The 13,835-nt window shown below is 48.0% G+C and carries 12 protein-coding genes; 1 reads left to right on the top strand and 11 read right to left on the bottom strand.

All coding sequences use genetic code 11. The features are described 5' to 3' along the window. Positions 1-6 precede the first annotated feature (6 nt). The 4 genes from pfkB to BLD48_RS01785 all read right to left on the bottom strand — a co-directional run bounded on the left by pfkB (position 7) and on the right by BLD48_RS01785 (position 3,796). Complete coding sequence (pfkB, locus tag BLD48_RS01800) at positions 7-927, bottom strand: 1-phosphofructokinase (protein ID WP_071498709.1); 921 nt, start codon at positions 925-927, stop codon at positions 7-9. Next, a complete protein-coding gene (locus tag BLD48_RS01795) occupies positions 924-1,670 on the bottom strand; it encodes a DeoR/GlpR family DNA-binding transcription regulator (RefSeq protein WP_071498708.1) in 747 nt (248 codons plus the stop codon). The genes pfkB and BLD48_RS01795 overlap by 4 nt, the downstream gene beginning before the upstream one ends. A 231-nt stretch (positions 1,671-1,901) precedes the next feature. Further along, positions 1,902-2,729: a fumarylacetoacetate hydrolase family protein gene (locus BLD48_RS01790; RefSeq protein ID WP_071498707.1), complete on the bottom strand. Its 828-nt coding sequence runs from the start codon at positions 2,727-2,729 to the stop codon at positions 1,902-1,904. 158 nt (positions 2,730-2,887) lie between these two features. After that, complete coding sequence (locus BLD48_RS01785) at positions 2,888-3,796, bottom strand: TetR/AcrR family transcriptional regulator (RefSeq protein WP_071498706.1); 909 nt, start codon at positions 3,794-3,796, stop codon at positions 2,888-2,890. A gap of 166 nt (positions 3,797-3,962) precedes the next feature. On the opposite strand from BLD48_RS01785, the gene BLD48_RS01780 reads away from it, so the two are divergent. After that, positions 3,963-5,438: a DHA2 family efflux MFS transporter permease subunit gene (locus BLD48_RS01780; RefSeq protein ID WP_071498705.1), complete on the top strand. Its 1,476-nt coding sequence runs from the start codon at positions 3,963-3,965 to the stop codon at positions 5,436-5,438. Between the two features lie 53 nt (positions 5,439-5,491). Here the strand turns inward: BLD48_RS01780 and nrdG are convergent, their stop codons facing one another. The 7 genes from nrdG to mutL all read right to left on the bottom strand — a co-directional run bounded on the left by nrdG (position 5,492) and on the right by mutL (position 13,824). Continuing rightward, on the bottom strand, positions 5,492-5,950 hold the full coding sequence (nrdG, locus tag BLD48_RS01775; RefSeq protein ID WP_071498704.1) for an anaerobic ribonucleoside-triphosphate reductase activating protein: 459 nt from the start codon (positions 5,948-5,950) through the stop codon (positions 5,492-5,494). After that, entirely contained in the window at positions 5,925-7,766 is a 1,842-nt protein-coding gene (locus BLD48_RS01770) for an anaerobic ribonucleoside triphosphate reductase (protein WP_071498703.1), read from the bottom strand. Before BLD48_RS01770 ends, nrdG begins: the two co-directional genes overlap by 26 nt. Positions 7,767-8,041: 275 nt before the next feature. Then, positions 8,042-10,087 (bottom strand): ATP-binding protein, encoded by a 2,046-nt coding sequence (locus tag BLD48_RS01765; protein ID WP_236629908.1) that lies wholly within the window; start codon positions 10,085-10,087, stop codon positions 8,042-8,044. Between the two features lie 113 nt (positions 10,088-10,200). Further along, positions 10,201-10,728: an AAA family ATPase gene (locus BLD48_RS01760; RefSeq protein WP_071498748.1), complete on the bottom strand. Its 528-nt coding sequence runs from the start codon at positions 10,726-10,728 to the stop codon at positions 10,201-10,203. Between the two features lie 43 nt (positions 10,729-10,771). Beyond that, positions 10,772-11,452, bottom strand: coding sequence for an LrgB family protein (locus BLD48_RS01755; protein ID WP_071498702.1), 681 nt, complete (start codon positions 11,450-11,452; stop codon positions 10,772-10,774). Next, positions 11,445-11,834: a CidA/LrgA family protein gene (locus BLD48_RS01750; protein WP_071498701.1), complete on the bottom strand. Its 390-nt coding sequence runs from the start codon at positions 11,832-11,834 to the stop codon at positions 11,445-11,447. The genes BLD48_RS01755 and BLD48_RS01750 overlap by 8 nt, the downstream gene beginning before the upstream one ends. A gap of 175 nt (positions 11,835-12,009) precedes the next feature. After that, entirely contained in the window at positions 12,010-13,824 is a 1,815-nt protein-coding gene (mutL, locus tag BLD48_RS01745) for a DNA mismatch repair endonuclease MutL (RefSeq protein WP_071498700.1), read from the bottom strand. Positions 13,825-13,835 lie beyond the last annotated feature (11 nt).

Raw genomic sequence — 13,835 nt, 5'->3', positions numbered from 1 at the left:
TCCTTTTTATGATTGAATGAGTTCAACGACTTGGACGTCTGTCAGTAAACGATCGATATCCGCTTTTGTGCATAATCCGAATGCATAAGCGGATGCACTGCCTGTCGTGACAGCGTAACGGAAAGCTTCTTCCGGCGGTCGGCCGAGCGCGTGGCTGGCAACGAATCCTGCGACAAGGGAATCACCGGCACCAACGGAATTGATCAGTTTTCCAGCTGGTGTGTTCGCCGTGTACGCCCCCTGTTTATTGACGAGTAACGCACCGTCCCCTGCAAAGGAGATGATGACATTCTCTGCGCCCCGCTCCACCAGTTGTTGGGCGTACGGGACGGCCATTTCTTTTGACGTTATCTCGACGTCAAAGATCTCGCCCAGCTCGTGGTGGTTCGGTTTGATCATGAATGGACCAAGCGGCAAGACTTCGAGCATCGCTTCTTTTGTCGTATCGACGGCGAATTTGACACCACGCTCCGTCAAGACTTGTGCAATCTTCCGGTACAAATCTTGAGGCAGGCTGCTTGGGATGCTGCCCGCGAAGACGACGATATCGCCTGCTTGCATCGTCTCGAATGCTGCCAGTAACGCGTTTAATTCATCTTCTTGGATTTTTGGTCCCGCTGCATTGAGTTCTGATTCCTGATCAGCACGGATTTTCACGTTGATCCGTGTCTCATCGGCAATCGGCGTAAAGGCTGTCAAGACACCTTGTTTCTCCAGTTCATTGCGAATGAACTGCCCGGTGCTTCCTCCTAAAAATCCGAGTGCTTCCGTCTCGACGTCATAGTTTTTCAGGACGAGGGAAACGTTGATCCCTTTTCCACCCGCCACTTTTTCAGCTTGTTCGACACGGTTGACTTGACCGGCTTCAAATACCGGTAACGTGACATAATAATCGATCGATGGGTTCAGTGTCAGTGTATAAATCATTTCGCGTTCACCACCTCTGTATATTGACTGTATTTCGCTTCTTGTTCGCTCGATGTCGTCGTGATGATCGTCGCCGCTCGGAGTGAAGCGACCCGACTAAAACTGATTTCATCCAGCTTCGTCTCATCTACTAATACGTAAGACTTTTTTGCCAACTCAATCGCTGTCTTCTTTACGAGTGCCTCTTCCGGATCCGGCGTCGTGAATCCTTGGGTCGGGTGTACACCATTCATCCCAAGAAATGCGACATCAAAATGGTAAATCAACATTCCTTCACGTGCGTTGTAACCAACAAGTGCCTGGGTCGAATGCTTGAGTTGCCCTCCGACGACGAACGTCGGGATACGGTGATAGAGTAACGTATTCGCAAGAGGAAGACTGTTCGTTACGACTGTAATCGCCTTTTGTTCGAGATAAGGAACGATGGCAAGTGTCGTCGTTCCCGCATCGAGGTACACGTACATCCCGTCTTCGATCAAATCGGCTGCTGCTTGGGCAATCCGATCCTTTTCTTCGACGAAACGATCACTTTTCTCGAAATAACTCGGTTCATCAATTTGCATGTGATTGGCGGTTGCCCCACCGTGAACCCGTTGAAGATGTCCCGCTGCTTCTAACTGCGATAAATCTCGGCGAATCGTGGATTCACTGGCTCCCGTCTGATCGACGATCGTCTGCATTTTGACAACTTCTTCTCGAGCAAGTAACTCAAGAATCAGTTGATGGCGTTTTTTCGTTAACATTGGTTTCCCTCCGCATCTTTAATATAAAGCGTTTACATTTAAAAATCAATCAAAACCGTTCATTTTTTTATCTTTTTCGTTAAAAAACATTCAAAATGTGACTTTTTTCGACAACAAAGTCTATATATGTGTCTATTATACACCAAAAACGGTCACACGATGACCGTTTACACAAAAAAACCGCTCATCCCCTGAGCGGTTTTAAAAAAGACAGTCATCCGGTATTCAATTTCAGGATTTGACTTGATTTTGCAGATGACCGATTCCTTCAATCGATACGTCGACGATATCCCCGTCTTGAAGATAGGTTGGAGGTTTCATTCCGTGTCCGACGCCGGCTGGTGTACCCGTCGCGATGACATCTCCTGCTTCAAGCGTCATCCCACGCGACACTTCGGTCAGAATCGTGACGACATCACGCAGCATCAATTTCGTCGAACCCGACTGACGAAGCTCACCGTTAACCCGTGTCTCGACTAATACATCTGCCGGGTCAAAGCTGTCTTCCGTCACGATGACCGGACCAAACGGACAAAAACCATCCAGTGATTTACCACGGAAAAATTGCACATGCTCTTTTTGCAGATCCCGGGCCGTCACATCATTGATGATACTGTAGCCAAATACATGCTCAAGGGCATTCTCCGCTGTCAAATCACGACCGGTCGTTCCGATGATGATCGCGAGTTCCCCTTCATAATCAAGTTGTTGCGTCAAATCAGCATGCCGTTCGATTGGATCAAACGGACCGACGATTGAACTTGGTGCTTTTGTGAATAAGACGAATTTCCCTGCCCCTGCCGTATCCATCTCCTTGATATGATCGGCATAGTTTTTTCCGACACAAATCACGTTACGTGGTGGTATGTAAGGTGCAAGTAGGCGGAGATGATCCGTTAAGCGTGGAGCTACATCTAAATCCACATCCATCTCGAATCCGCGAACAATGACTTCCAGTAATGAGTCCGTATAGACTTGCGGCGTCACGTCATACCGATGCCCTGCTTCCTCCACCCCGATGCGTGCCCGACCTTCTTGCTCAAATCGAAACCATTTCATGATCATTTCCCCCTTTTTTTCCAGTATACCGAAAAGTCTTCTGCCGAGTCTGCTTTCACGAAAAAAAGAACCGTCCGAATTGATGCTTGGAACGGCTCTCGGTCAGGCAATGATGACTGAAGCATACAAGCCGACCATCGGATTCACACTAGCAACCCTTACTGAGTCTGAATCCGGATTTGAACGATTTCGTCGACCATGCCTTGATACCGTGTCATGATTTCCTGCCCGTGGAAGATCGGATCTTCCGCCAGTGTCTCGAGTGCGCGCCGCAACAAATGAATTTTTGGTTTCTTTCGTTCGAGCAACTCTTCATAGATGAAATCGAGCACTTCATCGTGTGCTTCCTTCGATTCTTCTGAAATCGGCGACAGCGTAATCAGCCGCTTCATGTGGGCATTGGTTTTTTCGAACAGTTCTTTTCGGATGACGACTTCATCTTGCGGCCGATCGAGCCAGACCGATAAAAAGCGTGGTGGAATTAATTGTTCTTCCGTCCGGCTGACATCTTCGACGAGATGCGTCAGACGATTGAAGACGTAGCGGACGACCCGTTCCGGCTGTGTATTCGGTTCCGACTGCCGGAAGAAGTACATCGCGTACTGCAACATCCCGGTATAGATGACGGCAAGATCGAGGAGATACGGGGTCTTCGCTTCACCAAACAAGTCACGCAGACGGTGATACGTCCATTCGATCTCGAGCAGACGGTTATTTTCCATGAATGCTTTTAACTCTTTTTCATTGGATGCTATCGCTTCTTCAAACAGCGTATACAGTTTGTATTTTTGCATCAGTTCAAGGTAACAATTCCCTTGTTGAATGAAGGTTTCGTAATCCGACACATCCCGTCCGACTAAAATTTCCTTCCGCGCGTTTCGCATCTTTTCAAAAACCGTGTTGAAGACATCGATGAACAGTTCATTTTTCGAGGAGAAATAATTGTAAAAGGTCCCTTTCGAAACGACACTCTGATCCAATATGTCTTGAATCGAGGTCGATTGGTATCCTTTTTCAACGAATAATCGGTAGGCGGCATCTAGGAGTTGTTTCTTTTTTGGGTTCATAATCGTATCCTTTTCTTTAAATGTGGTCTATTTTTCAAAAATCAATCATATACTTTAGTGTATAAAACAAATAATTTGTAATCAGTTGCTTCAGACGGTAGAATGACTAAGTCGTAGAATCAGTGTATAACAAAGTAGACTTACTGTACAAAAGGAGCATAACGAAATGCAAACAACCAAGCAATCATCTCGCCTTTATTTAATCTTAGCCGTGTTAATGGCCGGTGCGTTCGTCGCCGTCCTCAACTCGACGCTATTGAATATTGCCTTACCCTCTATCATGCAATCATTTAATATCGAAGCGAGTACCGCACAATGGCTGACGACCGGTTATATGTTAGTCAACGGAATCATGATTCCGACGTCGGCGTACCTCGTCCAAAAATTTTCGACCCGTCAGTTATTCTTGACGGCGATGGGACTTTTCTCAATCGGGACGATTCTTGCCGGACAGGCCGACCTGTTTCCGATTTTACTCGCTTCCCGGATGTTACAGGCCTCCGGTTCAGCCATCATGATGCCGCTCTTGATGAACGTGCTGCTGAACGGCTTCCCGATTGAAAAACGCGGGCAAGCGATGGGGATTTTCGGGCTCGTCATTACTTTTGCACCCGCAATCGGTCCGACTTTATCCGGATGGGTTCTTGAGCATTACGAATGGCGGATGCTGTTCCATATCGTCACACCGATTTCCCTACTTGTCCTTGTCATCGGCTTCTTCTTATTAAAAAAAGAAACGGTCACGAGCACACTCCGTCTCGACCAATTGTCACTTGTCTTATCAAGCTTCGGTTTTGGTGGATTGCTGTACGGTTTCAGTTCTGCCGGATCAGCTGGCTGGGGATCACTTACGGTCATCGGTGCACTCGCAATCGGTGTCATCAGTCTCACTTCGTTTATTATACGCCAATTCCGGTTGGATGAGCCGATGCTTGAATTCCGGATTTTTAAATATCCAATGTTCGCCTTATCGCAAGGCATCTCAATGGTCCTGAACATGTCGATGTTCTCGGCGATGATTCTGATGCCGATCTACGTCCAGACGATTCGGGGGATCTCTCCGTTTCATTCCGGACTCTTGATGTTGCCCGGCGCGCTCGTCATGGCGTTCATGTCGCCGATTACCGGTCGTTTGTTTGACCGGTTCGGTGCCCGAATCCTCGCGATGATCGGATTGTCGTTGACCGTCTTGACGACGTTCTTCTTCAGTCGTCTGACGGCTGATACGGCCTATTCATTCCTCGTCATCATGTATACGTTGCGCTTCTTAGGAATCTCGATGGTCATGATGCCCGTCATGACGAACGGACTGAACCATATTCCGCAACACTTGACACCACACGGAACCGCCCTCAATAATACGTTGTCACAAGTCTCCGGTGCGATTGGTTCTGGATTACTCGTCTCTGTCATGACGTCACGGACAGCCGATTATGCGAAAGAATTAACGGCAAATGCAACACCGGGTACGAACCCGCAAACGATCATCACCCAGTCAATGGTCGAAGGGATCAATGACACCTTCTTCATTGCGACGTTACTCGCCCTGCTCGCGTTAGGATTATCCTTCTTCATCAAAAAACGCGATGTCACTGAAGAGATCGTCCATGTCGAACCAGCCCGTGAAAAAAAATACGCGTAACGCCACATAGACCGTCTTCTTCTGTTGTTCGACAGAAGAAACGGTCTATTTTTTTACGAAAGATATGTTTTCAACGCATCGGCTTTCAAGATGCGTTGATTGGTGCTTCCCCGGATCAGTAAGGAGTGATCCGGGAGCGCCTGAACATACCGTCCGTCAATCAGGCAATCAATCCGTGACAAAATCCACTTCGACTGTTCCTCTCGAAGCAACTGTTCCATCGTATAACCTGTGAAGAGATAGATTTCATAACCCGCTAAGGCTGCAATCAACTCGACTAAAGCCGTACGTTGCAGGAACGGCTCCCCGCCGGAAATCGTAATCCGGCGTGACCCGAGCGTACGGAGCTGTTCGACGACTTCGGCGACCGAATAATCAGCTCCTCCTTCGACGAGCCAAGAGTCGGGATTGTGGCAGCCGGGACAGTGATGGGGACAACCGGCAAAAAAGATTACAGTCCGCAAGCCCGGACCATCGACGACCGAATCAGCGAGAATCTGTAGCAGTCGCATGGCGCACCCGGTCCTGTTCTTCAGCCCGTTTCGCTTCATTCCACCGGTCCATCGTTCCGACCAAGTAGCCGGTGATCCGGCGAATTCGTTCAATCTCTTCACCACCACAAACGGGGCACTTCAGCTCGATTGTTTGTTCCGTCCGGCAGGTCAGACACCGGTCGATGGGATGATTGATTGAACCATAACCCATTCCCGACTCCGCCATCAGTCGGACGATTTCTTCGATTGCCTCTCGATTTCCCGCTAACGCACCGTCCGTCTCGACATAGGTGATATGGCCACCGTTACACAACGCGTGAAAAGGTGCTTCCAACCTGATCTTCTCGCGGATTGTGACCGGTGCGTCGACCGGGAGATGGAACGAATTCGTATAATACGGTTTATCGGTTACCCGGTCAATGGATCCAAATGTCTTCACATCCTGGGCTGTAAACTTTCCTGATAAGCCTTCCGCCGGTGTCGCGAGTAATGAAAAATTCAAATCGGTTTTTTCGCCGTATTGATCAACGACCGTGCGCATCGTTTGAATCAAGGCTTGACCAATTTGATGCGCCATTTCTGATTCTCCATGGTGCTGACCGGTCAGGACGATTAAAGCTTCCGCCAAGCCAATGAACCCAACCGATAACGTCCCTTGCCGCAATACCGGTTCGACACGATCAGACGGTGCTAACGTCTGCCCCTCCCGCCAGACGTGTTTATATAGAAAGGAAAATTCCTCTGCTGTCCGGTCTGCCTGATATTGATACCGCTCGAGTAATTGTTCACAGATCAAAGACGTGTAGGTCGATACAAGGGTGAACATCCGGTCCAGACTTTGCGTCATCAATGCCAACCGAACGAGATTCAAACTCGTAAAGGATAGATTCCCACGCCCGACGACGGATGCTGGACCTTGACGGTTTTCAAAGACCCGGGTCCGACACCCCATATACGCTACTTCCTCTTCCGGTACGCCACTGCACGATCGATTAAAGGGCGCATCTAAAAAAGCAAAGTTCGGAAACAACCGTTTCCCCGTCACTTCTGTCGCAAGTTGAAACAAATCATAGTTCAGATCAGTCGGATGGAACGTGACACCCGCTTTGACCTTAAAGATCTGGATCGGAAAAATCGGTGTTTCGCCTTTTCCAAGTCCTGCTTTCGTCGCTTCCAGTAATGCCCGGATCAACAATCGTCCAAAGACGGACGTATCGGTCCCGTAGTTGATGGAGATGAACGGGACTTGTCCACCACCTCGCGAATGCATCGAATTCGTATTATGAATAAACGCTTCGCAGGCTTGATAGGTCATCTCATACGTTTCCGACATCGCATACGCCCGTTTTTGGCGATTCGACCATTTCGGAACTAAGGCACGAATTTTTTTGAGCTGACGCTGAAATGTTTTTTCGACGAATGGTGCCAGATCATAGTCAAACATCGGATAGGATTGTCCCCCATGCTGCATGTTTTGGTTCGCCTGCATGATAATCGCGGCCAGTGCTAAAGCGGACCGAATGTCTTGCGCCGGACGGATCGTCCCGTGGGCCATGTCAAATCCTTCTGTCAACAGACGACCGAGTGGTAATTGGACACAGGTCGTCGTCCCGGTTACATAATAATCCGCGTCGTGAATATAAATGAGATTGTCGTCTACTGCTTGTTTCACCTCCGCTGACAGTAACAGGTCCTGCATCATCTGTTTCGCTGCCGTACTTGCAATCCGATTTAGTTTCGCAAGGGGTGCTTTCCCGTCGACATTGGCATTTTCCTGAACTTCATCGGATGACGGATGTTGAACGACCTGTTCGTATAACGTCTGCAATTGCATCTTCATCTCTCCCTAAATCTTGTGGTTTTTTTCTTTAACTCCACTATATCTAGAGTCTTTTGAGACCGACAATCCCTGCATATCTGAAACGATTTGCAAGGAAAACCATTGATTCGTCACGAAATGTTTCGAGAAATCGGACTGAATCGGATTAAAACGCCTTTTCTGGATCAGCTGTTCCCTATGAGAAGCATCACTTCGATCGGTCGGAACAAAAAAAGAACAGGCGACGGGACGATTCCTCCCTGTCTGCCTGTTCCATCTCATTTAACCGTTTAATCCATTTCAATCAACGTGTCGGACACGCTTGGTAATAGAACCTTCAAGACCGTTCCTTCACCTAAGATTGACTCGACATCGATGTTCCCATCGTGCGCCCGAACGATTTCCTTACAAATCGATAGCCCTAAACCGGTTCCGCCGATTTTACGACTGTCAGAATTGTCGACGCGGTAAAATTTACTGAACAAGTGTGGCATCGCACTACTTGGAATCCCTAACCCAAAATCACGAATACTCAATTCAATCTGATTGTGATGATGTGTCAAGGAAATGACAACATCTCCGCCATCCGGTGAATATTTGATCGCATTATTAACTAAGTTGCCAATCAATTGTTTCATACTGTTTTTATCGGCATTGATTAAAAACTCATGGGTTTCGTCGATATCCAGCTGGAGACGATGTTGTTCTGTTGCGGCCTGATAAAAACGGGTCTGTTCTTTGACCGTATCGACGAGATCAAACACCTCTTTATCATACGACTGTTTGCCTGACTCCATCCGTTGGACATTCAAAAAATCACTGACTAGATCCGTCAGACGTTTGGATTCATCATGAATCGTCTGCAAATACCGTTTATTTCGTTCAGGATCCAGTTTTCGTTTCAGCATCAGTTCCGTGAAGCCATAAATCGACGAAAGCGGCGTCCGTAATTCATGTGACACCGTCGAAACGAGTTCTGACTTCATCCGGTCAATCTCCGTCTCTGCCGTGACATCACGGAAAACGAGGATCGTCCCTTTCGCCTGCTCACTGAGCATGATTTCTTCCGCATAGACTTGAATGAAATATTGACCTTGATCAATCGATAAGGAGAACATCCCATCCGGAATCTGACCCGACAATACTTCTTCGAAATAGGCCTCAAACGCTTCTTTTTGATCGACTTGCTCAAACATTGTTTCCGGTCGGACTTCAAGAAACGTCATCGAATCATTTTCTTTTTCAATTTGAAGCGACTCAAAGATGTCAAACAAAGCCTGATTCCCAAGAATCGTTTTTTCGTCATGTTTGATATAGAGGATGGCTTCCCGGACCGAGTTTAATAACTGGGCGGTTTCCTTCCGTTCGAACTCCATCTGTTCATACAGCGACATCCGCATCAGCGAAATGGCGATTTGTTTGGAGAAGGATTCCAGTTCAATCAATTCTTTTTCTTTAAACGCTTGATCGAACCGCGCTAAATACAAACAAGCAATCAACTCTTCCTTCGCCGGGTCCATGATCGGAATGACGGCTTCATAAATATAGTACGGAAAACCGATCAACTCATCGTTTGCTACCTTTTTCGAAGAGTTGGCCATCTCTTTTGAAATCATGACCCGTTTAATTAACAATGACTCTGTTTTCAAGCTTTCTTGTTGTTCGAGCGTCATTTCCTTGGGGACGACGGAGGAAATCTCATTGTTTTTAATCAACAACAAGGCACCGAACTCCGTTTTCGTCAGTCGAACGATCGTACTGATGACCGAAGAATAATCAAACAAACTTTCTTTAGACGCCAACGTTTCAATGAGTTCATTTCGGTCCTGCAGATGCACCTCGTTGGAACGCATGATTTCGAGGGCACGCTCCAGCTCACTTTGTTTGCTTTTCAATGCTTCTTGGTTTTGCTCCATCATTTGATTTTTCCGGGACAGTTCCGTATGTTGAGACGAAATCGAACGTGCCATCTGATAAAAGGATGCCGTCAATTGACCGACTTCATTTTCGGCTGGAATGTCATGTTCAAGCGAAATCGATTTCCCTTCTGCTAGACGTTGACTTTTAATGTTCAGTTCGTGTAACTGCATCGTCAACTGGCCAATCAGTGGGCGGACGATGAATAATAAACATAAAAGAAAAATCAATAAGTTCAAAAACCAGAACCATTGGGTTTGTTGCAGTTGATCAAGAACTTGTTCCTTCGTCTGACCGGTTGCATTGTCGATATAAAGAAAACTCGCGACGGACGTGATTACACTCCAGACAAACACGCTGTAAAAAACGGCCATCAGCTGTCTCCCTAGTTTTTCAGTCATCCATTGTTTCATGTTCATGAAGCCCTCCTACTTAAATCTAAAAAAAATAAAGATCTGAGGCGAGACAAACGTTTCGCATCACACCTTTATTTCCCTCAATCGTTTGGTTTCAATCCTTCTATTCCCAACACTTAGACAGGTGGCGACAGCGGAATGTCACATAATAGACCAATTACATCGACGATTTGCTGTTTTGACAAATCATCCGTATCGACATGGTTGGAAAAGACAGGATGTGTCAAAGCACGTAAACGTTCATCCGCCTGTCGTCCTCCCCATGATTGCGCACGTTCGAAACGGCTTCTCAGACGACGCCGGATTGTCTTTGGACTTGCCATCAGCGCCACGTGTTGCACCTGATGCCCCTTGCTTCTTAAGGCGCCGATGATTTCGTCAAAATAATCCGGATTTGTCAGCGTCATTGGTACGATGATGACGGCAGACGGCTGATCCAATTGTTCGAGTAACACCAGATTCAACTGACGCCAAAGCGGCTCATCTTGAAAGTCACCTGTCTGCTTTTCTTGCGGAAGCTGTTGCCGCAACAGTTGACCTGTCAACTCAGGATCAAACAGATGTGATCCCTTGATGCGTTGCTGTAAACCGTGTGCAGCCGTCGTTTTACCGACACCAAACGTTCCATTAATCCAAATAATCATTGTCAGGATTCCCACCTTTATCTTTCCTTGGGAGGAGTTTCCTTTAATATACAATTTGAATGATCCATGGTGCAAGCACACTGGCAAGAACAGCTGTCAAAATCATCGTCAGCAGACCAACCGCCCCCTCGCGTTGATCGAGACTCATCGATTTCGTTGCGCCCATGACATGGGCAATCGAAGCTAAACCGACGCCGCGACTGACGAAATGCCGAATCTTCAGACCGGTCATCAGTCGTGGACCGACGATCGAACCGACAAGCCCGGTCACAAGCACGAACGTCGCTGTCAACGCCAGCGTCCCGCCGGACCGTTCCGAAATGGCCAAAGCAACGGGTAACGTGACCGATTTCGGCAATAATGCCAAGTTGGTCGCTCGGCCAAGATGCAGCAACAGACCAAGCAGCAGATCGGATGTCAAGGCAATCAACGTTCCAATCCCAACGCCAAGCGTAATCTCAGGTAAAAACTTCCGGACATGATGGCGGACCTGATACAACGGAATCGCAAAAGCCGTAATCGCCGGTCCGAGCATCCGTGATAAATATTGTCCGCCTGCCATATATGCGGCATGTGTCGTGCCGCTGATTGATAAAATGACAATCACGGCTGCCGTCACGGTCAAAATCGGTAAAGTCCAGACAAACGGAAACGTCCGGTATAACCAAAGCGCGCCGCCAAACAGCAACGTCGTCAACACCAGCCAAAACAGTGCTTCACTCATGGACATCGCCCCTCTCTTTGCGTTGGGCCAGACGGTCGACGATGAACGCGGATCCCGTTAACGTCAACAGACTGCTGATGATTAAAATCACAAGTACTTGAAGACCGGATTGACGCATGAAAACCGTGTAGTCCATAATGCCGGACAAGGCTGGAACAAAAAATAACGGCATAACGAGCAACAGTAACCGTCCTCCCTGCTCCACGCAGCTGACTTTGAGCAGACGGCTCTTTAATGCCAGATACAATAAAATCAAGCCAATGATGTTTCCCGGTAACGGCAACTGCAGTCCTGTACTCACAACGTCCCCGATCATCGCGAAACAGGAGATGAGGACAATTTGCAGTAAAATCGTCACACTTAACAATAGTTTTGAACGCATAATGATTTCCCCTTGTTAACGTATTCGGGATTCATTATCCGCCTCACTTTGTGAACAATCAATGAAATGAGCTAGATTTGTTGAAGTAACCGTTCTCACACATCTTGCCCTCTTTTTCTGTTCTAGCACAAAAAAAGAAGAACCACCTGTCGTAAGACAGATGAATCTCCTTTCATCACATAATCCGTTTAAACAGTTTTTCCAATTCATACGTCGTCCATTCGATGATGACCGGTCGACCGTGTGGACAGGTGAACGGCATCTCGGTTTTCGCAAGATCGGCAATCAATTGACGCATCATCTCGTGATTGAGAGGATGATTCGCTTTGATCGATTTTTTACATGCCATCATGATGGCAGCGTCCTCCCGGTAACTTTCGAGATCCACCTTCCGTTTCATCAAGGCTTCATCCATCAATTCCTGAATCGTCTCCTCTTGACGGTGGGACGGGAACCACGTCGGGACTTCCCGGACGATGAAACTTTGTGGACCAAACGGCTCCAGTTCAATCCCGACATCATGCAACAATGGTACCACTTCATCCATCCGCCGCATGTCGTCACTCGCGATCTCAAACGTATACGGCAACAACAGTTGCTGCCGTTGTTCGAGCGGGCGACCGAACATGACTTTATACGTCTCATATTTAATCCGTTCTTGGGCGGCATGCTGATCAATCAAATACATTCCGTCCGCTCCCGAACAGACGATATAAGACGAATGGAGCTGGCCGATGACATCGAGATGGGGAAACTTCGGTCGGTCGGACTCCGGATTGTTCGCATCCTCTCGTTCGTCTGCTTGAATCGATTGATTCAACGTCTCAATTTTACCGCGCCGTTCCAGCGGTTCGTGTTCCGCTTCCGTTCGTTTCGGGATCGGGTAGTTCCAGACCGACCGTGAAGACAACTCTTCGATCGGCTCTGCCACGTAAGAAAACTCTAACTTTTCCTGTGCACTCGGATCTTTTTTCGGTTTCGGCGGAGTCACTTTCGGAATCAAGGTCTGGCGGCTGAGCGTCAACCGAATCGTTTCCTGAATCAGTTGACCCAGTTCTGCTTCTTTTGACAAGCGGACTTCCCGTTTCGCCGGATGGACATTGACATCTATCAACAACGGATCCATCGTCACTTCAATTACAGCAATCGGAAAACGACCAATTGGCAACAGTGTATGATATCCATTTAAGACAGCTTGCGTCAGTGCGAAGTTTTTGACCGAACGTCCGTTTAGAATCAGCGTGATGTAATTTTTTGAAGCCCGTGTCACTTCCGGTTTGACGAGATGACATGTCAGCTGGTAATCCGCTGTCGCACCGGTCGCGACGAGTGTCCCCTGAATCGTCTGGTGCCCGTAGACGCTCGCCAGCGCCTGCCGGACATCACCCGAACCATTGGTCTGAATCAAGACTTTCCCTTCATGAACGGCGTACAGTTTGACGTCCGGATGGGCAAAGGCGACCCGGTTCAGGATATCCGTAATTGCCGCCAGTTCCGTATGCGTCGTCTTGAGGTACTTCAGTCGGGCAGGTGTATTAAAGAACAATTGCTCGACTGTCAGTTCCGTTCCGCGGTTCATCGCAATCGCCGAACGATCCGTCAATGTCCCGTAATCAAGTGTCAGCTGAATCCCTTCCTGGTCTTCCCGCTTCGTCTTCAACGTCACTTTACTGACGGATGCAATCGAGGCCAAGGCCTCGCCGCGGAATCCAAGTGTCTTGATCCGGAACAAATCGTGTTCATCCTTGATTTTACTTGTCGCATGGCGGACGAAGGCAAGTTCTGCATCTTCCGGATAAAAGCCGTGACCGTTGTCACGGATCGTCATTCGTTTCATGCCGGCTTCTTCCAGTTCAACATCGATTTGTGTCGCACCCGCATCGAGTGCATTTTCGACCAGTTCTTTAACGACGGAAGCGGGGCGTTCGACGACCTCACCTGCTGCGATCCGGTTCGCTAACGAATCTGATAGTTCCCGAATGATTCCCATGTGTTACGCCT

Origin of the sequence: Exiguobacterium sp. KRL4 (genome assembly GCF_001870785.1) — a bacterium.
GTDB lineage: Bacteria > Bacillota > Bacilli > Exiguobacteriales > Exiguobacteriaceae > Exiguobacterium_A.
The sequence above is the reverse complement of the archived record's forward strand: the minus strand, read 5'-3'. Positions and strand labels throughout refer to the sequence as shown.

Excerpts from the sequence above, each read along its gene's own strand:
- BLD48_RS01765 (WP_236629908.1), bottom strand. The coding sequence starts at position 10,087 with ATGAACATGAAACAATGGATGACTGAAAAACTAGGGAGACAGCTGATG.
- BLD48_RS01785 (WP_071498706.1), bottom strand. The coding sequence starts at position 3,796 with ATGAACCCAAAAAAGAAACAACTCCTAGATGCCGCCTACCGATTATTC.
- mutL (WP_071498700.1), bottom strand. The coding sequence starts at position 13,824 with ATGGGAATCATTCGGGAACTATCAGATTCGTTAGCGAACCGGATCGCA.
- BLD48_RS01770 (WP_071498703.1), bottom strand. The coding sequence starts at position 7,766 with ATGCAATTGCAGACGTTATACGAACAGGTCGTTCAACATCCGTCATCC.
- BLD48_RS01780 (WP_071498705.1), top strand. The coding sequence starts at position 3,963 with ATGCAAACAACCAAGCAATCATCTCGCCTTTATTTAATCTTAGCCGTG.
- BLD48_RS01750 (WP_071498701.1), bottom strand. The coding sequence starts at position 11,834 with ATGCGTTCAAAACTATTGTTAAGTGTGACGATTTTACTGCAAATTGTC.
- BLD48_RS01760 (WP_071498748.1), bottom strand. The coding sequence starts at position 10,728 with ATGATTATTTGGATTAATGGAACGTTTGGTGTCGGTAAAACGACGGCT.
- pfkB (WP_071498709.1), bottom strand. The coding sequence starts at position 927 with ATGATTTATACACTGACACTGAACCCATCGATCGATTATTATGTCACG.
- BLD48_RS01795 (WP_071498708.1), bottom strand. The coding sequence starts at position 1,670 with ATGTTAACGAAAAAACGCCATCAACTGATTCTTGAGTTACTTGCTCGA.
- BLD48_RS01755 (WP_071498702.1), bottom strand. The coding sequence starts at position 11,452 with ATGAGTGAAGCACTGTTTTGGCTGGTGTTGACGACGTTGCTGTTTGGC.
- nrdG (WP_071498704.1), bottom strand. The coding sequence starts at position 5,950 with ATGCGACTGCTACAGATTCTCGCTGATTCGGTCGTCGATGGTCCGGGC.
- BLD48_RS01790 (WP_071498707.1), bottom strand. The coding sequence starts at position 2,729 with ATGAAATGGTTTCGATTTGAGCAAGAAGGTCGGGCACGCATCGGGGTG.